This is a genomic window from Mesorhizobium sp. PAMC28654 (genome assembly GCF_020616515.1).
In the GTDB taxonomy this organism is placed as follows: Bacteria; Pseudomonadota; Alphaproteobacteria; order Rhizobiales; family Rhizobiaceae; genus Mesorhizobium.
Map to the genome: position 1 here is coordinate 4017824 of NZ_CP085135.1, position 21004 is coordinate 4038827.

A 21004-nucleotide genomic window follows, 5' to 3' on the forward strand; every position below is an offset into this window, starting at 1 on the left:
CCCTAGCGCGTCTTGCCGCGCAGGGCAACGATGGCCGCCGCCGTCTCCTCGATCGAGCGCCGGCTGACATCGATCATCGGCCAGCCATGCCGCGTGCAGATCTGGCGGGCATAGGCGAGTTCCTCGGTGATGGCGGCGCGGTCGACATAGTCGCCTGGCTCGTAGTCGCTGCTGTTGCCCAGAACGCGGTTCTGGCGGACATGCGAAATACGTTCCGCCGTTGCGATCAGCCCGACAATCAACGGGACCTTTGCGTTGACCAGGCTTTCGGGGACCGGCACGCCGAGCACGATAGGAATGTTGGCGGTCTTTATGCCGCGATTGGCGAGATAGATGCTGGTCGGCGTCTTCGACGTCCGCGAAATGCCGATCAGCACGATATCGGCATCGTCCATATTGGCCGGCAGCTGACCGTCATCATGTTCCATGGTGAAGTTGAGCGCGTCGATGCGGCGGAAATATTCGGCATCGAGGACATGCTGCGCGCCGACACGGCGACCGGCCGGCGTCCCCAGATAGGATTGGAAGACCGTCAGCACCGGCTCCAGCACGGAAACGCAGGGCAGGCCCATGGTCGCGCAGCGCTCGTCGATGCCACGGGCGAGCTTCTGGTCGACGACCGTATAGAGGATGATGCCAGGCTCTTCCTCGATGTCCTCGAACACTTTCGCCACCTGCTTTTCGGTGCGGATGAGCGGATAGATGTGCTCGATGGCGCGCGCATCCTTGTACTGCGCCGACGCCGCGCGGCCAGCGGCGAGCAGCGTTTCGCCGGTCGCGTCGGAAATCAGATGAAGATGAAAGAAGCTCTGGGGTTTGTTCACAGGGGGCACCTGGGGCTGTGGGCGGATGTGGATAAAGGGAGGCGAAAAGGCAGGCCGGTTGGAGGCGACTGTATCAGATGCCGGTTTGTCCACAATTCGATGCTCTGTCGGCTTCGTCGAGCGGCTGGGGACAAGTTTGGGGACGGCCGCAAAAGGCCTGGTCTTGTCCACAGAACCATTTCTCCAGCGCTGCCGATAAGACATTGACTCCGTTCAGGATTGCCAGACTTTCCCCAGATCTATCCAGGCGGGAGAGGGAAATACGCGACAATATGGAGGCTGGCCTTTTTCGAGCCAAAGCGGGACAGGTGACAACCACCATAACCAACAGACTCTTAGAATCAGAAGATTCTATAAAATAAGATATTTGATTATAGGGACGCAGGGAGAAGCGAGCGCTCAATGCCCGAAAACCGGATCATGCTGGACGTCCTGAAAGGTGAAGCGGTGTTCCCACCGCCTCTTTGGATGATGCGCCAGGCCGGGCGTTACCTGCCGGAATATCGCGAGACGCGCAGGCAGGCCGGTTCGTTCCTGGATCTTTGTTACAACCCCGACCTGGCCGTGGAAGTGACGCTGCAGCCAATCGAGCGCTTCGGCTTCGACGCATCGATCCTGTTCTCCGATATCCTTGTCGTTCCACATGCACTTGGCCGCGATGTTCGCTTCGAGGAAGGGCGCGGGCCGCTTTTGACGCCGATCACGCCGGCCGAAATCGCGGCTCTGGATGGCAAAACGTTTCACGTGAATCTCGAACCGGTCTATGAAACCGTGCGGCGCTTGCGGGCAAAACTGCCCGGAGAAACGACGCTGATCGGTTTCTGTGGCGCGCCGTGGACGGTGGCGACCTACATGATCGCCGGCCACGGAACGCCGGACCAGGCGCCGGCCCGGCTCTTTTCATATCGCGAGCCGGAAGCATTTCTGAAGTTGCTCAAGGTGCTCGCCGATCATTCCGCCGCCTATCTGATCCGCCAGATCGAGGCGGGCGCGGACGTGGTTCAAATTTTTGATTCATGGTCGGGCGTGCTCGACGATGCGTCTTTCGACCTGTTTTGCGTTGAGCCAGTGGCGGAGATCATCAGGCAGGTTCGAGCCGTTTATCCCGATGTTCCAATCATCGGTTTTCCCAAGGGCGCCGGTGCCCGGTATCAAACCTATCGCGAGAAGACTGGCGTAACGGGGCTGGGCATCGATTGGACGGTGCCCCTGATGGCGGCGAAGGATTTGCAGCGCTCTGGTGCCGTCCAGGGCAATCTCGATCCCTTGCGGCTCGTAGCAGGCGGCAAGGCCCTGTCCGATGGCGTCGAAGCGATCCTGAGGTCGCTTGGGAATGGGCCGCTGATCTTCAATCTTGGCCACGGCATCACGCCGGAGACGCCGATCGCGCATGTCGAGGCGATGGTGAAGATGGTACGGAGCGCGAGACGCTGATGGCCGGGACGAGCAATACGAACAGCACCGGGCAGGCGATGATGCGCATGAGCATCGGGATTGTCGCCCTGGTCGTCCTGACAGCGCTGCTTTTCTTTTTCGCATCCGACAGCTTCTATCCGTGGGCGAAGGTGATCCATGTCCTTGCCGTCATCTCGTGGATGGCGGGAATGCTCTATCTGCCGCGCTTGCTGGTCTATCACGCCGATGCGGAAAGGGGCTCCGTGCAGTCGGAGACGTTCAAGGTGATGGAGCGCCGTCTTCTGCGCGGTATTATCAATCCGGCGATGATCGTCACCTGGGTGTTCGGGTTGTGGCTGGCCTGGAAGGGCTTTGGCTTTCACGGCGGTTGGCTTCACGCCAAGATCGGTGCGGTGCTTCTGTTGTCCGCGGTCCATAGCTATCTGGCCGGCGCTGTGCGCAAATTTGCCGACGATCGCAACGAAAAACCGGCGCGGCACTGGCGGATCGTCAACGAGATCCCCACGTTGTTGATGATCGCGATTGTCATCCTGGTGATAGTCAAGCCGTTCTGACACCGTCTGGTCGTAAAAGGCAGCTTGCTCTTTCAGCCGACCGACGATAAAAGACGGGCCTTCCTTCCCGTCAAGCGCCGCCCCTCATTGCTTCCGGCCGCGCCAGGCATTCATCGCATCCCGCCTATTTTCCCAAAGCTTACCCAGACTCCATCTATTCCCAGACTCCATCTATTCAAGGTCCGTCTATGCAGGAAATGAAAACTCGCAGAGTTCAAGAACAAGAAGCCGCCTGAGCTGATCGCTTATGCCGAATCGCTCGAGGTCGAGAATGCCAGCGTCATGCGCAAGCAGGAGCTGATGTTCGCGATCCTGAAGAAGCTGGCCGCACAGGATGTCGAGATCATCGGCGACGGTGTTGTCGAAGTGCTGCAGGACGGTTTCGGCTTCCTGCGCTCGGCCAATGCCAACTATCTTCCGGGTCCCGACGATATCTACATTTCGCCGTCGCAGATCCGGCGCTTTTCGCTGAAGACCGGCGATACGGTCGAAGGCCCGATCCGCAGCCCGAAAGAGGGCGAGCGCTATTTCGCGCTGCTCAAGGTCAACACCATCAATTTCGACGATCCCGAAAAGATCCGTCACAAGATCCATTTCGACAACCTGACGCCGCTCTATCCGACGTCGCGGCTGAAGATGGAAATGGAGGTTCCGACCTCCAAGGACATCTCCGCGCGCGTCATCGATCTGGTGGCGCCGCTTGGCAAGGGCCAGCGCGCTCTGATCGTGGCGCAGCCGCGCACCGGCAAGACGGTGCTGCTGCAAAACATTGCGCACTCGATCACCACCAATCATCCGGAATGCTACCTGATCGTGCTTTTGATCGACGAGCGCCCCGAGGAAGTGACTGACATGCAGCGTTCGGTGAAGGGCGAGGTCGTGTCCTCAACCTTCGACGAACCGGCGGTGCGTCACGTCCAGGTCGCCGAAATGGTCATCGAGAAGGCAAAGCGCCTTGTCGAACACGGTCGCGACGTCGTCATCCTGCTGGATTCGATCACCCGTCTCGGCCGCGCCTACAACACCGTCGTGCCGTCATCCGGCAAGGTGCTGACCGGTGGTGTCGACGCCAACGCGCTGCAGCGGCCGAAGCGCTTCTTCGGTGCCGCGCGCAACATCGAGGAAGGCGGTTCGCTGACCATCATCGCCACCGCGTTGATCGACACCGGCAGCCGCATGGACGAAGTCATCTTCGAAGAGTTCAAGGGCACCGGCAACTCGGAAATCGTGCTCGACCGCAAGGTCGCCGACAAGCGCATCTACCCGGCCATGGACATCCTCAAGTCCGGCACCCGCAAGGAAGACCTGCTGGTGGCGCGCGCTGACCTGCAGAAGATCTTCGTGCTGCGCCGCATCCTGGCGCCGATGGGAACCACCGATGCGATCGAGTTCCTGATCGACAAGCTCAAGCAGACCAAGACCAATGCCGACTTCTTCGATTCAATGAACACCTGATCGGATTGATCGCAGCCAGACGCCACGGTTTGATGGTGTTAGCTGCGCCGCAACACCAACGTTCCTGAAAAGCCTCGGTCCGATATTTGGGCCGGGGCTTTTTCTTGTGGTCTACGGGCATCGGATTTGAATCGGATCCGTCCGTCAATGCGAAATACTGGTGTCACCGCGGTGCAGCAGGCGTTCGAGCTCTTGAGCATCAATGACAGGAGACAAGCAGACCTGCCCTGTGCAAAGCCAGGCGCCCGCCTTGTCGGTTGGCGGCAAGATGCCACCCGGCAATATCGGTCGATTCGCTTCCGAACCGATAGACACGACAATATCGACGCGACGTGGGTCCGGATTCCGATTCGCTACCGGAACAAGCCTTGAACCATCTGGGTTGTCGACCAGAACCAGTTTGATCGGTTCGATCGTCAATGCGCAGGCGTTGACAACGCCTGCCTGGCCATAGGCCTGGCGCGCGACGCGACCGGCCGCATGTTCAGCGATGTTCCAGGCTTTTTCCTGAAGGGCGAGATCGCCGCTGGCGGAGGACAGGCGAACCAGCGCTTCGATGATCTGGCCGGTTGCCGATTGTATGGCCTCGTCGACATCGCCCCTGATCCGGATCGGCACGTCGGTGCTGTCCGAGGCCGTCAGGTAATAGCCGGTTTTCCCTGCGTCCTGATGCCATTGGTCGAGCTGTTCGACGAAGTGGCGGGCACGATCGATATAGCTCGGTTTGCCGGTGGCTTCGTAAAGTGAAATCGCTGCGTTGGTCATCGCCGCATAGTCACTGGACATGGCGGGAAACAGCTTGCGCGCACCGAGCATCGAATGCGGCAGGCGGCCGCCCTGGCTTGCGCCGTCGATGTGAGCAAACGCTGTCTCTGCGGCTTCGACCCAGTCCGGCCGGTTGAGTGACCGTCCGGCTTCGGTAAGCGCTGCAATCATCAGGCCGTTCCAGTCGGTGAGGGTCTTGCCGTCGCGACCCGGCCTGATGCGCCCTTCCCGGGCTGCAAGAAGTTTGGCTTTGAGCGGTGCTAGGCGACCGCGATCAGTCAGGCTCTCGGTTTGCTGGGACGCGGACTGGTGGACAATCGGCTTTCCTTCCCAACTGTGCGGCCTGGAAAGTGTGAAGTATCTGAAAAAAAACGCGGAATCGTCACCGAGAACGGCTTCGATCTGGGCACGGTCCCAGGTGTAGAAGAGCCCTTCCTCGCCGTCGCTATCGGCATCGAGGCTAGCGGCAAGGGCGCCCCCCTCAACGCTCATTTCGCGCAGCAGCCAGTCGATTGTCTCTTCGATTCGTATCCGGAACAAATCGTTCCCGGTCTCGGCATAGGCCCAGTTGCACAGCCGGATCAGCTGGGCGTTGTCGTAAAGCATCTTTTCGAAATGCGGCACCAGCCATTCCGCATCGGTCGAATAGCGGCTAAGCCCGCCGCCAATATGGTCGTAGATGCCGCCGGCCAGCATACGCTCAAGGCTGACGAGGACGGCGTCGCGATGCGAGCTGTTGCCGTCCCGCAGCCACGACAGCCAGAGTGTCAGCATGAAGGGTGCGTTCGGGAATTTTGGCGCACCGCGCAGGCCGCCGAGATCCCTGTCGATCATGCCGTCGATCCCCACAGCAAGATTTGCGAGCGTATCGCGCTCGAGCGTGGCCTTTGCATGGACGCCGGCAAGCCGTGCCTCGACATGAGCGGTCAGGCCGTCAGCGCTCTGGCCGAGGCTTTCCTTCTTCTCGCGCCAGGCCTTGTCGACGGCTTCCATGACCTGGATGAAGCCCGGACGCCCATAGCGCGGCTCGCGTGGAAAATAAGTGCCGCCCCAGAACGGCTTTCCCTCCGGAGTGAGGAACATGGTCAGCGGCCATCCGCCTTGCTCGCCCATCGAGGACAGGGCGGCCATGTAGATCTGGTCGATGTCCGGACGCTCCTCGCGGTCGACCTTGATATTGACGAAGAGACGGTTCATGACCGCTGCCACGCCGTCATGTTCGAAGCTCTCGTGCGCCATGACGTGGCACCAATGGCAGGCGGCGTAGCCGATCGAGAGCAGAATGGGCCGGTTGAGCGTCCTTGCTTCCGCCAAGGACGCGGGCGACCAGGCCCGCCAATGCACGGGATTGCCGCTGTGCTGTTGCAGATAGGGGCTGGCTTCTTCGGCAAGCAGGTTCTTGGCAGGCAATGTCACAATGAGGCAATCCGGCAGGGTGATCGGAACATGAGGCTAGGGCGGTTCGGCAGGGTGGGCAAATGATTTCAGGCGAAACGATCGTTGCGCTTTCCAGCGGGCGTCTGCCCGCGGGCGTTGCCGTTATTCGCATTTCCGGGCCAAAGACTCGATTCGTTGTCGAAACGATTGCCGGAGGCGTGGCTAAGGACCGTATGGCGAGTTTGCGTAAACTCAGGGCGGCGGACAATGCCGTGCTCGACACCGGTCTCGTGCTGTTTTTTCCTGGTCCCGACAGCTTTACCGGCGAGGATGTGACGGAATTTCACGTCCATGGCGGGCGCGCCGTTGTGGCAAGGGTACTGGAAACCATCACCGGCTTTGAGGGCGTAAGGCATGCCGAGCCGGGGGAATTTACCCGGCGTGCCTTTCTGAACGGCAAGCTTGACCTCGTTGAGACGGAGGCACTGGCGGATCTTGTCAACGCGGAGACCGAAGCGCAGCGGCGCTTCGCCGTTCTCAATGCCGAGGGCGTCCAGAGCGAGCTCTATCTGAGTTGGCGTCGCCGGTTGATCCATGCGCGGGCCATGATTGAAGCCGAGATCGACTTTGCCGATGAGGATGATGTTCCTGGTTCCGTTTCGGATACGGTTTGGTCCGATGTTAATGTGATGATTGAAGAGATCGACCGTCATGTCGCGGGATTTCGTGCAGCCGAGATCATCCGTGACGGGTTCGAGGTCGTCATCCTCGGCGCGCCGAATGCGGGAAAGTCGAGTCTCTTCAATGCGCTGGCGCGGCGCGATGCCGCTATTGTAACGGATGAGCCCGGAACGACACGAGACATTCTCGAAGTGGCGCTCGACGTCAACGGGATGAGGATAAGGGTTATCGACACCGCCGGACTGCGCGAGACGCCGGGAAAGATCGAGGCCATTGGCATCGAAAAGGCGAGGAACAGAGCTGATGGAGCGGATCTGGTGCTCCTGCTGGAAGATATGTTTAACCCAATCGAAATCGACGGACTAGCCGTCGAAGGTCGTGTCCTGAAGGTGGGAACGAAACTCGACCTTCTAGACGGCAAATCGCAGGTTGCGGCGCTTGGCGAAGGCTACGAAATGGCCATTTCGACCAGGGACGGAAGCGGCCTCGCGGAGTTGCTGAAGCATATCGCGGATCTTGCCGCCGCCCAAATCAGCATGTCCGGAGACATCTTGCCGTCGCGCCTCAGGCATGTCGAACTACTCAATGAGACCAGGGGTTTTCTGGTCAGAGCAGTGAAGGGAGACGTGGCCGGCCAGGAGTTGAGGGCGGAGGAACTGCGTCTGGGAGCGGACAGGCTTGGCCGGATCGTCGGAGCGGTTGATGTAGAGGACATGCTGGACGTTATCTTCTCGCAGTTCTGCATTGGGAAATGACTCACGTGAAACAATCCAGGCTCCGCGAGCCTAGCTTTGGTAACTCACGTGAAACAACTGTGATCGATGACTCACGTGAAACACGACAGGATGGTGCGGCGGGACTGTTTCACGTGAAACGTGTACGGAGTTTTCTTGACAGCGCATGCCCTTGGGGACATGTGTCGGGAAAACCGAATCCGGGACAATAAGATGAGCAATCACTACGATGTCGTTGTGGTGGGCGGCGGCCATGCTGGTAGCGAGGCTGCCAGCGCTGCCGCGCGCGCGGGCGCAAGAACGGCACTGGTGACATTGCGCTTCGACACCATCGGCGTCATGTCTTGCAATCCGGCTATCGGCGGTCTCGGGAAGGGTCATCTCGTTCGCGAGATCGACGCCATGGATGGCCTGATGGGCCGCGTGGCCGATGCGGCTGGAATCCAGTTTCGCTTGCTAAACCGCCGCAAAGGGCCAGCAGTCCGGGGCCCTCGGACTCAGGCCGACAGGAAGCTTTATCGCCTGGCGATGCAGGAGATGATTCGGCAACGGAACAGTCTCGATGTCGTCGAGGGTGAAGTCCTGGATTTTGAAATCAAGGACGGACGCCTGATCGCTGTTCTTCTGGCTGACGGACAAAGACTCGGCTGTGGCGCGGTGGTGCTGACGACCGGGACCTTCCTGCGCGGGTTGATTCACATCGGCGAAAGGAAGATCGTCGCCGGTCGAATGAACGAGCAGGCCAGCGTCGGCCTGTCGGCGACCATGACACGGGCAGGCTTTACGCTTGGACGTCTCAAGACTGGTACGCCGCCACGGCTTGATGGCCGTACCATCGATTGGTCCTCGCTGGAGAGCCAGGCCGCGGATGAAGATCCGGTGCCGTTCTCGCTGATGACCGACCGTATAGAGAACCCGCAGATCCATTGCGGTATCACGCGGACGACCATGGCCACGCACGAGCTGATCCGCGCCAATCTCGGGCGTTCCGCGATGTATTCCGGCTCCATCGAAGGGGTAGGCCCACGCTATTGCCCGTCGATCGAGGACAAGATCGTCAAGTTCGGCGACAGGGAAGGGCATCAGATCTTCCTTGAGCCGGAGGGTCTCGATGACGACACGGTCTATCCCAACGGCATTTCGACCTCGCTGCCGGAAGACGTCCAACTCGATATTCTCAAGACCATTCCGGGACTTGAACGCGCCGTGATGCTGCAGCCCGGCTACGCTATTGAATATGACCATGTAGACCCGCGCGAGTTGCAGCCGACGCTGGAGACCAAGCGCATCAGCGGTCTGTTCCTGGCGGGACAGATCAACGGAACCACCGGCTATGAGGAAGCCGCGGCGCAAGGCCTGCTCGCGGGTCTCAACGCGGCGCGCCGGGCATCCGCGAGTGACCAGATCGTACTCAGCCGCACCGAGGCCTATATCGGTGTCATGGTCGACGACCTGACCAGCCGCGGTATCGCCGAGCCTTATCGCATGTTCACGTCGAGGGCTGAATTCAGGCTGTCGCTGCGTGCGGATAATGCGGACGAGCGATTGACGCCGATGGCTTTGAAGCTCGGCATTGTTTCCCGGGAGCGTACCGATCGATTCGAAGCCGTAATGAATGATCTTGCGAGGGCACGCGACCTTGCTGTTGGCATCAGCCGGACCCCGAACGAGGTGGCACGGCACGGGCTGGAGATCAACAAGGACGGCGTGCGGCGCTCCGCTTATGAACTTCTGGCATATCCGGGCGTGGATGTCGCATGGCTTGCGCGTGTCGCGCCCGAATTCGGCGCCATGGACGCCAAGACAGCGGAGCGCCTCGAAACGGAAGCGAAATATTCGGTGTATCTCGATCGACAGAAAGCGGATGTCGCCCAGATACGGCACGAGGAGTGCCGCCTGATCCCGGAAGAGCTGGAGTTTTCCGATGTTCCCGGCCTGTCGAACGAGCTTAAGCAGAAGATGCGGGTCAGGCGCCCGCGCTCCATTGCCGACGCGCAACGCATGGAAGGCATGACGCCGGCGGCGCTTGCCATCATTGTTGCCCATGTCCGCAACACCGAGAGTTCCGCGCGGAGAGTTGTTGCGTGAGCAGTGCATCCTGGGTGAGCCTGCAAGAGGCGGCAGGCACGGTTTCACGTGAAACATTCGATCGTCTGGTGGCGTTCGAAGAGATGTTCCAGAAGTGGAACCGCAGAATAAATCTCGTTGCGCCTTCGACGCTCGGTCATGTCTGGGAGCGGCACATCCTCGATAGCGCCCAGTTGGCGCGAATCGAACCCCTGGCCACGCGATGGGTCGATCTCGGTTCGGGAGGCGGATTCCCAGGCCTCATCCTGGCATTCCTGCTTGCCGAACGGGATGGGGCCAGCATCGATCTGGTTGAAAGCAATCGGAAAAAAGCATCGTTTCTGCAATCCGTCGTCGGGCAGTTCAATCTGCCGGCTCGCGTCGTCGCACGGCGAATCGATGACAGCTACGAGCATGTCGCGGCGCCGCAGATCGTTACAGCCCGCGCGCTGGCCTCGCTTTCGAGCTTGCTCGACCTTTCGGCTCCCTGGCTGACAACGGGAACGCGCGGGCTTTTCCACAAAGGCCGGGATTACCGCGCCGAGGTGGAAGAAAGCGCTCACCGCTGGGCGTTCGATCTGGTAGAACATCCGAGCATGACCGACCCCTTGGGCGTCATCCTCGAATTGTCCGATCTCAGACCCGTCTGATCTGCCCTCTCTGATCCGCTTGTGGCGACCCAAGAATGAATTTTTGGCATAGATCCATGATGAAGAACGGCCCCCGAATCATCACCGTAGCCAACCAGAAGGGCGGTGTCGGCAAGACGACCACCGCAATCAATCTGGCTACCGCGCTGGCGGCAATCGGCGAAAAGGTGCTGATCGTCGACCTCGATCCACAAGGCAATGCCAGCACCGGCCTCGGCATCGACCGCAAGGACCGCACCGTCTCGTCCTATGACGTGCTGACAGGCGAACTGGAACTCGAGGCGGCTGCAATCCCGACGGCTGTGCCTGGCCTGTCGATCGTGCCGTCAACGCTTGATCTGCTTGGCATCGAAATGGAAATCGCGTCGGCGCCGGATCGGGTCCTGCGGCTGCGCAATGCACTGCGTGCCGCGTCGGCTCGCTCGGCCAATTTTGGCTATGTGCTGATCGACTGTCCGCCGTCGCTCAATCTTCTAACGCTCAATTCGATGGCAGCCGCGGATTCAGTGCTTGTGCCGCTGCAATGCGAATTCTTCGCGCTTGAAGGCCTCAGCCAACTTCTGGAAACCGTCGAGCAGGTTCGCCGTTCGATCAATCCGGACCTGACCATCCAGGGCATCGTGCTGACCATGTATGACGGCCGCAACAATCTCGCCAACCAGGTTGTGCAGGATGTGCGGGCGCATATGGGCGACAAGGTTTATGAAACGATAATCCCGCGCAATGTACGCGTTTCGGAAGCGCCATCCTACGGCAAGCCGGCGATCCTCTACGATCTCAAATGTTCCGGCAGCCAGGCCTACCTTCAACTGGCCTCCGAGGTGATACGCCGGGAGCGCAAACTGCGCGCCGCTTGATACCGAGGCCTGAAGGCTGAAACCGGCTTTTGGACGTAGAGCAAGAAACCGATTCGATACCGAAACGATCTGGAATGACGATGAGCGAAGACCTTTCGAGAAAAAGACTGGGACGGGGACTTGCGGCACTGATCGGCGAAATCGATCGCCCGAGCGCGCCGGAAAAGCAGCATATGTCGGCGGACGGCAAGGTGCCGATCGAGTTCCTCACGCCAAACCCGAAAAACCCGCGTCGACATTTTGGTGACGCCGAGCTGACCGACCTCGCCCAGTCGATCCGCGAACACGGCGTGGTGCAGCCGGTCGTCGCTCGGCCGTCTGCCACGCAAGCGGGCCGTTACGAGATCATCGCCGGCGAGCGGCGCTGGCGCGCGGCGCAGCGCGCCGGTCTGACCGAGATCCCGGTCATCATTCGCGATGTGAACGACCGCACGGCGCTCGAACTGGCCATCATTGAAAACGTACAGCGTACGGACCTCAACGCTGTCGAAGAGGCCCTGGGTTATCAGCAGCTCATAGACGACCACGGTTACACACAGGCCGATCTCGGCCAGGTCATCGGCAAGAGCCGCAGCCATGTCGCCAATACGCTGAGGCTTTTGAAGCTGCCGGACGTCATCCGCGACATGCTGGTCGACGGCGCCCTGTCGGCCGGCCATGCCCGCACGCTTGTAACGGCCGAGGATCCGGTGGGTCTCGCCAAGCGAATCGTCGAAGACGGCCTGTCGGTGCGCCAGGCCGAAGCGCTTGCGCAGATGCCGGCTGGCGCTTCGACAGCGCCAAAGCCGAAGGAGCCGGTGCAGAAAGATGCCAATACGCTGGCGCTGGAAAAGCTGATGTCCGACACGATCGGCATGATGGTTGCCATCGACCACAAGGAACGGGGCGGCGTGCTTCGTGTCTCCTATCGGACGCTGGAGCAGCTCGACGAGCTCTGCCGGCGTTTGAAGCAGGAACGCTAACGACGAATATCAGCCGCGCTGCGCCAGCCGGCTGCTCTCTATGGCAATGCCGAGCAGCGCCTGGCGGGCCAGCGCGACCGCAAGATCGGGGCGCCGACGGGTCTGCAGAACTGCTGTCTGCAGGCGAGCCAGGGCTCGGCCAAGCGCGTCGGTGTTCCAGCGCTCAAGCGCCTTTTCCACCAGTTTTCGCCGCGCGAAGAACACGGGCGGCCGGGCGGCTGCGACGACCGACCCGGCGTTGCGTCCGCTTGAATCCATCTGGCCGCGCATGGCCTGGATCGACTGCAATTGCCGCATGGCCGAGGAAAGCACCAGGAAGGGATGGCCCCCGGACTTGCAATGGCGGGTGAAGGCGGTGTCGAAGTCGCCGATCTTGCCTTCCAGCAGGGCATCGACGGCATCGTCGAAAGAGGCGCCGGACACATCGCCCGACGTCGCCTTGACATCGTCGATTCCGATCTCCTTCTGGCCGTGGGCGTAGAGCACGAGTTTCTCGATCTCGCCGCGTGAAGCCAGCCGGTCGCCGCCCAGATTGCGGCGCAGCGCCTGGCGGGCTTCGAGCGTCATCGACATGCCGGCTTTCTGCAACTCGCCGTCAATCACTGTATCGATATCCCTGGCCTCGTCGGCATAGCAGGGCAAGGCCATGGCATTGTCGGCTGCCTCGACAATGGCCCGCAAACCGACGCCTTTCTTGAGGTCGCCGGCCTCGATCAGGATGATGGCGTCACGTGGCGGCTCCGCGGTCAGTGCCTTGACGTCCTCGGCAAGCGCCTTCTGGCCGCTGGCATTGCGCACCCAGAGCAGGCGCCGGTCCGAAAACATCGGCACGGTTCGGGCTTCGTCGAGCAGGCGGCCCTGGTCCTGGTCGACTTCGGAACCTTCCAACCTCACTACGGAGAAAGGATCATCGAGCGAGAGGCCGGTCTTGGCGGCGAAAGCCTTGGCGCGCTCAGCGACCAGCCCGCGATCGGGACCATAGAGCAGGACAATCGAAATGCGCGAGTCCGGGCGCGCCAGCCATGAATCGACCTCGAATGCTTTCTTCTGTGCCATTCCGGCTGACTAGCACGTGAGGGCCGCCGGGTGAACAAAGTCGATTGCTTAAAAGTGGCCCCAGGGGCTGCGTTGTACCTGCCTTCCGCACAACCTACCTGAATTGCATGCTCTTGCGGCGGATCAGGCAAATCATTCGCCTAATTGCGCGCGGGACCGGAAGATCGATAAGAAATTTCGCCGACATATCGTCATGTTGCCTCCGGCGCGGATGTGCAAATATCGCGCCAGGCAACCTTGGAGGAGAAGGGTCATGGCCGATGCTGGACTGTTGCGGTTTCACGTCCCGGAACCGGAAGTCCGGCCGGGCGGGACGCCGGATTTTTCCAATGTAACCATCCCCAAGGCCGGCTCTGTGCCGCGCCCCGAGATCGACGTCGATCCGCGCACCATCCGCGACATGGCTTTCTCGATCATCCGGGTGCTGAACCGCAGCGGCGAAGCGGTCGGTCCCTGGGCCGGCCTGCTTTCGCACGATGAGCTGCTGGCGGGCTTGCGCCATATGATGACGTTGCGCACCTTCGACGCGCGCATGCAGATGGCGCAGCGGCAGGGCAAGACCTCGTTCTACATGCAGCATCTGGGCGAGGAAGCGGTGAGCTGTGCGTTCCGCAAGGCGCTGTCGCCAGGCGACATGAATTTTCCGACCTACCGCCAAGCCGGCCTGCTGATCGCGGACGGCTATCCGATGGTCACCATGATGAACCAGATCTATTCCAACGAGGCCGACCCGCTGAAAGGCCGGCAGCTGCCGATCATGTATTCGTCGAAGGAGCACGGCTTCTTCTCGATCTCCGGCAATCTGGCGACGCAGTACATCCAGGCGGTCGGCTGGGCGATGGCCTCGGCGATATCGAACGATTCCAAGATCGCCGCCGCCTGGATCGGCGACGGCTCGACGGCCGAGTCCGACTTCCATTCGGCGCTGGTGTTCGCCTCCACCTACAAGGCGCCGGTCGTGCTCAATGTCGTCAACAACCAGTGGGCCATATCGACTTTCCAAGGCATCGCGCGTGGCGGCTCGGGTACTTTCGCGGCCAGGGGCCTTGGCTTCGGTATCCCGGCGCTGCGCGTCGACGGCAACGACTATCTCGCCGTGCACGCAGTGGCCAAATGGGCGGCGGAACGTGCGCGTAGCAATCTCGGCCCGACGCTGATCGAATATGTCACCTATCGCGCCGGTGCGCATTCAAGCTCGGACGATCCGTCGGCCTACCGGCCGAAAACCGAATCCGACGCATGGCCGCTAGGCGACCCCATTGTCAGGTTGAAGAACCATCTCATCCTGCTTGGTGTCTGGTCGGACGAGCGCCACGCACAGGCCGAGGCCGAGATCCTAGACGAGGTCATCACGGCGCAGAAGGAAGCCGAAAGCCACGGCACGCTGCATGCCGGCGGCAAGCCGTCGACGCGTGACATGTTCGAAGGCCTCTACGCCGAAATGCCGCCGCATCTGCGGCGCCAGCGCCAGCAGGCGGGAGTCTGAACCATGCCGAGACGGACGATGATCGAGGCGATCCGCGACGCCATGGATGTGTCGATGGGGCGCGACGACAAAGTCGTCGTGTTCGGCGAGGATGTCGGCTTCTTCGGCGGTGTTTTTCGCTGCACCCAGGGCCTGCAGGCCAAATACGGCAAGAGCCGCTGCTTTGACGCTCCGATCAACGAATCCGGTATTGTCGGCTCGGCAATCGGCATGGCCGCCTATGGGCTGAAGCCCTGTGTGGAAATTCAGTTTGCCGACTATATGTATCCGGCCTACGACCAGCTGACCCAGGAAGCGGCACGGCTGCGCTACCGCTCGAACGGCGATTTCACTTGCCCGATCGTGGTGCGGATGCCGACCGGCGGCGGCATCTTTGGTGGCCAGACCCACAGCCAGAGCCCGGAGGCGCTGTTCACCCATGTGTCCGGCCTGAAGACAGTCGTGCCATCCAATCCGCATGATGCCAAGGGCCTGTTGATCGCGGCGATCGAGGATCCCGATCCGGTGATTTTCCTTGAGCCGAAGCGGCTCTACAACGGTCCCTTTGACGGTCATCACGACCGGCCGGTGACGCCCTGGTCGAAACATGAGCTTGGGGAGGTCGCCGACGGTCACTACACAGTGCCTCTCGGCAAGGCCGCGATCCGCCGGGCCGGCTCCGCTCTCACCGTGCTGGCCTATGGCACGATGGTCTATGTCGCGCAGGCGGCCGTCGAGGAGACGGGCATCGATGCCGAGATCATTGATCTCAGAACGCTACTGCCGCTCGATCTCGACACGATCGTTGCGTCGGTCAAAAAGACCGGGCGCTGTGTCATCGTGCACGAAGCGACGCTGACGTCAGGGTTCGGCGCCGAACTCTCCGCACTGGTGCAGGAAAACTGTTTCTACCATCTGGAGGCCCCGGTGGCGCGGGTCGCCGGTTGGGACACGCCCTATCCGCATGCGCAGGAGTGGGACTATTTCCCTGGCCCAGCGCGCGTCGGCCGCGCTCTCATCGAAACCATGGAGGCCTGACATGGGCGAGCACATAATCAAGCTGCCCGATGTCGGCGAGGGCGTCGCCGAGGCCGAACTCGTCGAGTGGCATGTGAAGGTCGGCGACATTGTCCGCGAGGACACCATGCTTGCCGCTGTCATGACCGACAAGGCGACGGTTGAAATCCCGTCGCCGGTTGATGGCGAAATCCTCTGGCTGGGGGCCGAGATCGGCGACACGGTGGCCATCGGTTCGCCGATCGTGCGGCTGAAAGTGGCGGGCGACGGCAATGTGAAGCCGCAGGGCGGCGGTGATTTGGAACCCGTGGCAGCCGAACCACCGGCGAAACTCCCGACGCCGAAGCCCGAGACCGCGGCACCACCGGCGAAGACTTCGCCAAAGGCCACCGCGGCGGACGTGAAACCTGTTCCGGCTTCGAAAGGCCTGCGGCAGCAATCGGTCTCCGGCGCCCCACGGCCGGAAGGCGAGAAACCGCTGGCGTCGCCGGCTGTTCGTTTGCGCGCGAAGGAAGCCGGCATCGATCTCAGGCAGGTCGCGGGAACCGGCCCAGCCGGCCGCATAGGCCATGAGGACATCGAGGCTTTCCTGGCGCGCGGGCCGCAGGTTGCGAAGACGTCCGGCCTTGCCCGCAACGACGCTGTCGAGGACATCAAGGTGGTCGGGCTCCGGCGCAAGATCGCCGAGAAGATGACGCTGTCCAAGTCGCGTATCCCGCACATCACCTATGTCGAGGAGATCGATGTCACAGCGCTCGAGGATCTGCGCGCCGCGCTCAACAAGGACAAGCGCACGGCCAAGGGTGGCGCGGAGAGGCCGAAGCTGACGTTGCTGCCGTTCCTGATGCGGGCAATGGTCAAGGCGATCGCCGACCAGCCGAACCTCAATTCGCTGTTCGATGACGAGGCCGGCATCATCCATCAGCACGGCGGCATCCATATCGGCATTGCCGCGCAGACGCCGTCGGGGCTGGTGGTGCCCGTCGTCAAGCATGCCGAGGCGCGTGACATCTGGGACTGCGGCGCCGAGGTTATCAGGCTGGCCGAAGCCGCGAAATCCGGCACGGCGACGCGCGACGAGCTGTCGGGTTCGACCATCACCATCACCTCGCTGGGTGCGATGGGTGGTGTCGTGACGACGCCGGTGATCAATCATCCGGAAGTGGCGATCATCGGCGTCAACAAGATGATGGTGCGGCCGGTGTGGGACGGCACGCAGTTCATCCCGCGCAAGATGATGAACCTGTCCTCCAGCTTCGACCACAGGGTGATCGACGGCTGGGACGCCGCCGTCTTCATCCAGCGCATCAAGACGCTGCTGGAAACGCCAGCGCTGATCTTTGTGGATTGATGACATGAAGGAAATCTCCTGCAAGCTGCTCGTCATCGGCGCCGGTCCAGGCGGTTATGTCTGCGCCATCCGCGCCGGCCAGCTTGGCATCGACACGGTGATCGTCGAGGCCGGCAAGCTGGGCGGCACCTGTCTCAATGTCGGCTGCATCCCGTCGAAAGCGCTGATCCACGCCGCCGAGGAGTTCGAGAAGGTTTCTCATATGGCTGGGGGCAAGAGCCCGCTCGGCATCTCGATCACTGCGCCGGCGCTTGATCTCGCCAGGACCATCGCCTGGAAGGACGGTATCGCTAGCCGGCTCAACAGTGGCGTTTCGGGGTTGCTCAAGAAGGCCAAGGTCAAGATCGTGCAGGGCTGGGCGACGTTTCGCGACGGCAAGACCGTCGAGGTCGAGACCGAGACCGGCGTGCAGGTGATCCGCGCTGAAATGATCGTGATCGCCACTGGCTCGGCGCCGATCGAATTGCCTTTCCTGCCGTTCGGGGGGCCCGTGATTTCCTCCACCGAGGCCTTGGCGCTGAACGAAGTACCCAAAAAGCTCGCGGTGGTCGGGGGCGGCTATATCGGCTTGGAACTCGGCATGGCTTTCGCGAAAATGGGCGCCAAGGTGACCGTGGTCGAGGCTCTGCCCCGCGTGCTGGCGCAATATGATGCGGAGCTGACCAGACCGGTCGTCAAGCGGCTTGCCGAGCTCGGCATCGAGGTGATGACGGGCGCCAAGGCCAAGGGGCTTTCGACCCAGGGACAGGCGGGCAAAGGTGATGCGCTGCTGGTCGAGACATCGGACGGCAAGAGCACCAAGGTCGCGGCCGACAGGATCCTGGTGACGGTCGGCCGCAAGCCGGTAACCGAAGGCTGGGGACTGGACCAGATCGATCTGGACAGGACAGGAAAATTCATCCGCATCGACGACCAGTGCCGCACCTCGATGCGCGGCATCTTTGCCATTGGCGACGTCACCGGCGAGCCGATGCTGGCGCACCGGGCGATGGCACAAGGCGAGATGGTTGCCGAGATTGTGGCTGGCCATAAGCGCAGTTGGGACAAGCGGGCTATCCCGGCTGTCTGCTTCACCGATCCGGAGCTGCTGACGGCCGGCCTGTCGCCGGAAGAGGCCAAGAGCCAGGGCGAGATCAAGATCGGGATGTTCCCGTTTGCCGCCAACGGCCGCGCCATGACGAAACTGGGCGAGGATGGTTTTGTCCGGGTTGTCGCCCGGGCCGACAACCACCTGGTGCTCGGCATCCAGGCGGTTGGCCAGGGTGTGTCGGAACTCTCGGCTGCTTTTGGTCTGGCGCTGGAGATGGGCGCGCGGCTGGAGGACATCGCCGGCACGATCCATGCCCATCCGACGCAAGGCGAGGGGTTCCAGGAAGCGGCGCTGAAGGCGCTGGGCCACGCGCTGCATATTTGAAGCGGCTCAGCCATGGCGACAGGCTTGAAAGGTCCGCGCCGCCCCTCATTGCCCTGCCGGGCATTTCTCCCCGTATAGGAACGGGGAGAAAGCAGCGGACCGCAACGCGGCACTATCCTTGCAATGCCGGTGATTGGCGAAATCGCTGGTGACAGCGTCCCTCTCCCTGTCTCTATACGGGGAGAGGATGCCGGCAGGCAGGTGAGGGGCAGCGCAGACGAGTGTAATTGTCAGCTCGCCAGCCGGGTCACCATCTCGTGCTGCGCGTAGGCGCGGCCGAAACGGTTGGCGAGGAAGGCGTCGAGCGCGATGTCTTCCTGCCTGACGAAGCCGGTTGCCGGCAGGCTGCCGTCGGCCAGCATGTCGAGAACGGCGCAGATGCCGGACGCGGTGGTGATCTGGATGGCGCTGCGCACCACCTGGCCGACGCGCCGCGAGTAGATCTTGTTGGCGTAGGTTTCCTGCAGCAGCCGGCCATTCTTGCGGCCCGAGACGGTGACGAAGACGATGACCACGTCCTGTAGTGTTGCCGGCAGGGCGCTTTCAAAAATGTCCTTCAGCACGTCGCGGCGGTGGCGCAGGCCGAGATCGTTGAGCAGCGCCTTCATGATCGCGGCGTGGCCGGGGTAGCGGATGGTGCGGTAGTTGAGCGTGCGCACCTTGCCCTTCAGCGTCTCGGCCAGCGTGCCCAGTCCGCCCGAGGTGTTGAACGCCTCGTAGGTGACGCCGTCGAGCGAAAATTCCTCGCGCTCTTCCAGCGGCGGCACCTCGACCAACTCGCCCTCGACAATCGCCTCGCAGGGTTCGCAATATTCGTTGATGACGCCGTCAGTGCTCCAGGTGAGATTGTAGTTCAAGGCATTCGACGGGTATTGCGGCAGGGCGCCGACGCGCATGCGCACGCTTTCCAGCGTGTCGAAGCGGCTGGCGAGGTCATTGGCAACGATCGAGATGAAGCCGGGCGCCAGCCCGCATTGCGGAATGAAGGCGCTCTTGCCCGAGCGCGCCAGTTCCTTGACCCGCCTTGTGCTGACGACATCCTCGGTGAGATCGAGATAGTGCAGGCCGGCACTTGCCGCCGCCTCGGCGATGCGCGTGGTCAGGTGGAAGGGGGCGGCGCTGAGCACCGCGAATTTGCCGGCGAGCGCTGCTTCGAGAACCCCGGGCGCCTCGATGTCGAGTTCGAGCGTCGCGACGGAAGCCGGCAGCTCCGCCGAGCCAAGCTGGGTGGCGGAGCGATCGACGAGGGTGACATGATAGTCGCCGGTGTCGGCGAGCATCTCGGCGATGGTCGAACCGATCTTGCCGGCGCCTACGATAACAATTTTCTTCATGACCGATTCCTCGCCCGAATTTTTGATTGATACTTTTGTTTTGTGCATGCCGTTGTCCCGAAACCGCTGCGCGCTTTTGAACAACATGCGTGAGAATCGCAGCTTGCCTGTCGAAAGGAAGCGTGGAATTGTGCAAATCGAAACTCAATTCCAAGCAATCCGCCAAAGGGATTCGTCGAAATGCTCAGCGAAGCGGAACAGGCCCTGCTTTCCCTGCTGCGTGAGAACGCGCGGGCCTCGACGGCCGAACTGGCGCGGCGCCTCGGCGTGTCGCGCACGACAGTGCAGAGCCGGATCGAGCGGCTTGAGCAGCGTGGCGTCATCAGCGGCTATGGAGTCCGGCTGTCACCGGACTACGAACAGGGCCTGGTGCGCGCGCATGTGTTGCTTACGGTGACGCCGAAGCTCGCCGACAAGGTGGTGCGCAGCCTGCGGTCCCTGGCGGCGGTACGAACGCTTCATTCCGTCAGCGGCAATTTCGACATGATCGTCATCGTCGCCGCTCCGTCGATCAAGGACCTGGATTCGCTCCTCGACCAGATCGGCGCCATGGAGGGCGTCGAGCGGACATCATCGTCGATCATCCTGTCGACGCGCATCGATCGCTGACCGATCCTGCTGTCAAAAAAGGTGTGCTTGGCCGATGCTGGCTGACATTCCGCGGATCGAGCACTGTGCCATCCGCCATAATTTGCGCGGCATTGCCTCTTACCAATTGGTAAGAATTCGGCAAATCCCCGGTATGTTTAACATGGCATTCTGTTTGGCGAGGCGACTATTCGGTCCAAGTCGAGACCCCAAGTAGAATCATCAAAAAGCTTACATTAATGTTCAGGGTCCGGGTTTCACGTATGCCGCGCCGCAATCACTCCATTGTTGCCAGCAAATGGGCATGGATCACCACCTCCCTGGTGCTTTTTACCATTGCTTCTCTGCTGATTGTCATATCTCGAAATGGATCCGCGCCTGACGAGCGTTGGCAGATGCTGTGGATCTGGTAGCGGCAATGCAGCCCGCTTCCCAGA

General features: G+C 61.5%; 17 protein-coding genes. 13 read left to right on the plus strand and 4 right to left on the minus strand.

All coding sequences use genetic code 11. From position 1 onward, the window contains the following. Positions 1–2 precede the first annotated feature (2 nt). Complete coding sequence (locus LGH82_RS19670) at positions 3–917, minus strand: pyruvate, water dikinase regulatory protein (RefSeq protein ID WP_319799885.1); 915 nt, start codon at positions 915–917, stop codon at positions 3–5. 309 nt (positions 918–1226) lie between these two features. Between LGH82_RS19670 and hemE the strand changes: the two genes are divergently transcribed. The 3 genes from hemE to rho all read left to right on the plus strand — a co-directional run bounded on the left by hemE (position 1227) and on the right by rho (position 4249). After that, a complete protein-coding gene (hemE, locus tag LGH82_RS19675; protein ID WP_227344324.1) occupies positions 1227–2258 on the plus strand; it encodes a uroporphyrinogen decarboxylase in 1032 nt (343 codons plus the stop codon). Further along, positions 2258–2794 carry a protoporphyrinogen oxidase HemJ gene (hemJ, locus tag LGH82_RS19680; protein WP_227344325.1) on the plus strand — a complete coding sequence of 179 codons (537 nt, stop codon included), beginning with the start codon at positions 2258–2260 and terminating at the stop codon, positions 2792–2794. The genes hemE and hemJ overlap by 1 nt, the downstream gene beginning before the upstream one ends. A 237-nt stretch (positions 2795–3031) precedes the next feature. After that, positions 3032–4249 (plus strand): transcription termination factor Rho, encoded by a 1218-nt coding sequence (gene rho, locus LGH82_RS19685; RefSeq protein ID WP_227349638.1) that lies wholly within the window; start codon positions 3032–3034, stop codon positions 4247–4249. A 144-nt stretch (positions 4250–4393) separates the two neighbouring features. On the opposite strand, the gene LGH82_RS19690 is transcribed toward rho, so the two are convergent. Next, entirely contained in the window at positions 4394–6430 is a 2037-nt protein-coding gene (locus LGH82_RS19690; protein WP_227344326.1) for a thioredoxin domain-containing protein, read from the minus strand. Between the two features lie 62 nt (positions 6431–6492). Here LGH82_RS19690 and mnmE point away from each other — a divergent pair, with 62 nt between their 5' ends. From mnmE to LGH82_RS19715, 5 genes are all read left to right on the plus strand, one after another. Then, positions 6493–7827 carry a tRNA uridine-5-carboxymethylaminomethyl(34) synthesis GTPase MnmE gene (mnmE, locus tag LGH82_RS19695; RefSeq protein WP_227344327.1) on the plus strand — a complete coding sequence of 445 codons (1335 nt, stop codon included), beginning with the start codon at positions 6493–6495 and terminating at the stop codon, positions 7825–7827. 192 nt (positions 7828–8019) lie between these two features. Beyond that, positions 8020–9894, plus strand: coding sequence for a tRNA uridine-5-carboxymethylaminomethyl(34) synthesis enzyme MnmG (mnmG, locus tag LGH82_RS19700; protein ID WP_227344328.1), 1875 nt, complete (start codon positions 8020–8022; stop codon positions 9892–9894). After that, positions 9891–10523, plus strand: coding sequence for a 16S rRNA (guanine(527)-N(7))-methyltransferase RsmG (rsmG, locus tag LGH82_RS19705; protein WP_227344329.1), 633 nt, complete (start codon positions 9891–9893; stop codon positions 10521–10523). The genes mnmG and rsmG overlap by 4 nt, the downstream gene beginning before the upstream one ends. 56 nt (positions 10524–10579) lie before the next feature. Further along, positions 10580–11380 (plus strand): ParA family protein, encoded by an 801-nt coding sequence (locus tag LGH82_RS19710; protein WP_227344330.1) that lies wholly within the window; start codon positions 10580–10582, stop codon positions 11378–11380. Positions 11381–11460: 80 nt separating this feature from the next. Beyond that, the gene (locus LGH82_RS19715) at positions 11461–12342 is read left to right on the plus strand and encodes a ParB/RepB/Spo0J family partition protein (RefSeq protein ID WP_227344331.1); all 882 of its coding nucleotides are present in this window, start codon (positions 11461–11463) and stop codon (positions 12340–12342) included. A 9-nt stretch (positions 12343–12351) separates the two neighbouring features. Here the strand turns inward: LGH82_RS19715 and holA are convergent, their stop codons facing one another. Then, complete coding sequence (gene holA, locus LGH82_RS19720; protein ID WP_227344332.1) at positions 12352–13398, minus strand: DNA polymerase III subunit delta; 1047 nt, start codon at positions 13396–13398, stop codon at positions 12352–12354. 253 nt (positions 13399–13651) lie between these two features. On the opposite strand from holA, the gene LGH82_RS19725 reads away from it, so the two are divergent. Genes LGH82_RS19725 through lpdA form a run of 4 tightly spaced genes read left to right on the plus strand, consistent with a single transcriptional unit; the run spans position 13652 to position 18645 of the window. Further along, positions 13652–14884, plus strand: coding sequence for a 3-methyl-2-oxobutanoate dehydrogenase (2-methylpropanoyl-transferring) subunit alpha (locus tag LGH82_RS19725; protein WP_227344333.1), 1233 nt, complete (start codon positions 13652–13654; stop codon positions 14882–14884). Positions 14885–14887: 3 nt separating this feature from the next. Further along, the gene (locus LGH82_RS19730; protein ID WP_227344334.1) at positions 14888–15901 is read left to right on the plus strand and encodes an alpha-ketoacid dehydrogenase subunit beta; all 1014 of its coding nucleotides are present in this window, start codon (positions 14888–14890) and stop codon (positions 15899–15901) included. Position 15902: 1 nt separating this feature from the next. Further along, complete coding sequence (locus tag LGH82_RS19735) at positions 15903–17231, plus strand: dihydrolipoamide acetyltransferase family protein (RefSeq protein WP_227344335.1); 1329 nt, start codon at positions 15903–15905, stop codon at positions 17229–17231. A 4-nt stretch (positions 17232–17235) separates the two neighbouring features. Further along, positions 17236–18645, plus strand: a complete 1410-nt coding sequence (lpdA, locus tag LGH82_RS19740) for a dihydrolipoyl dehydrogenase (protein ID WP_227344336.1) — start codon at positions 17236–17238, stop codon at positions 18643–18645. A 230-nt stretch (positions 18646–18875) separates the two neighbouring features. Here the strand turns inward: lpdA and LGH82_RS19745 are convergent, their stop codons facing one another. Further along, positions 18876–19979, minus strand: coding sequence for a saccharopine dehydrogenase family protein (locus tag LGH82_RS19745; protein WP_227344337.1), 1104 nt, complete (start codon positions 19977–19979; stop codon positions 18876–18878). A 180-nt stretch (positions 19980–20159) separates the two neighbouring features. Between LGH82_RS19745 and LGH82_RS19750 the strand changes: the two genes are divergently transcribed. After that, positions 20160–20588, plus strand: a complete 429-nt coding sequence (locus LGH82_RS19750; protein ID WP_227344338.1) for an Lrp/AsnC family transcriptional regulator — start codon at positions 20160–20162, stop codon at positions 20586–20588. The last annotated feature ends 416 nt before the right edge of the window (positions 20589–21004 follow it).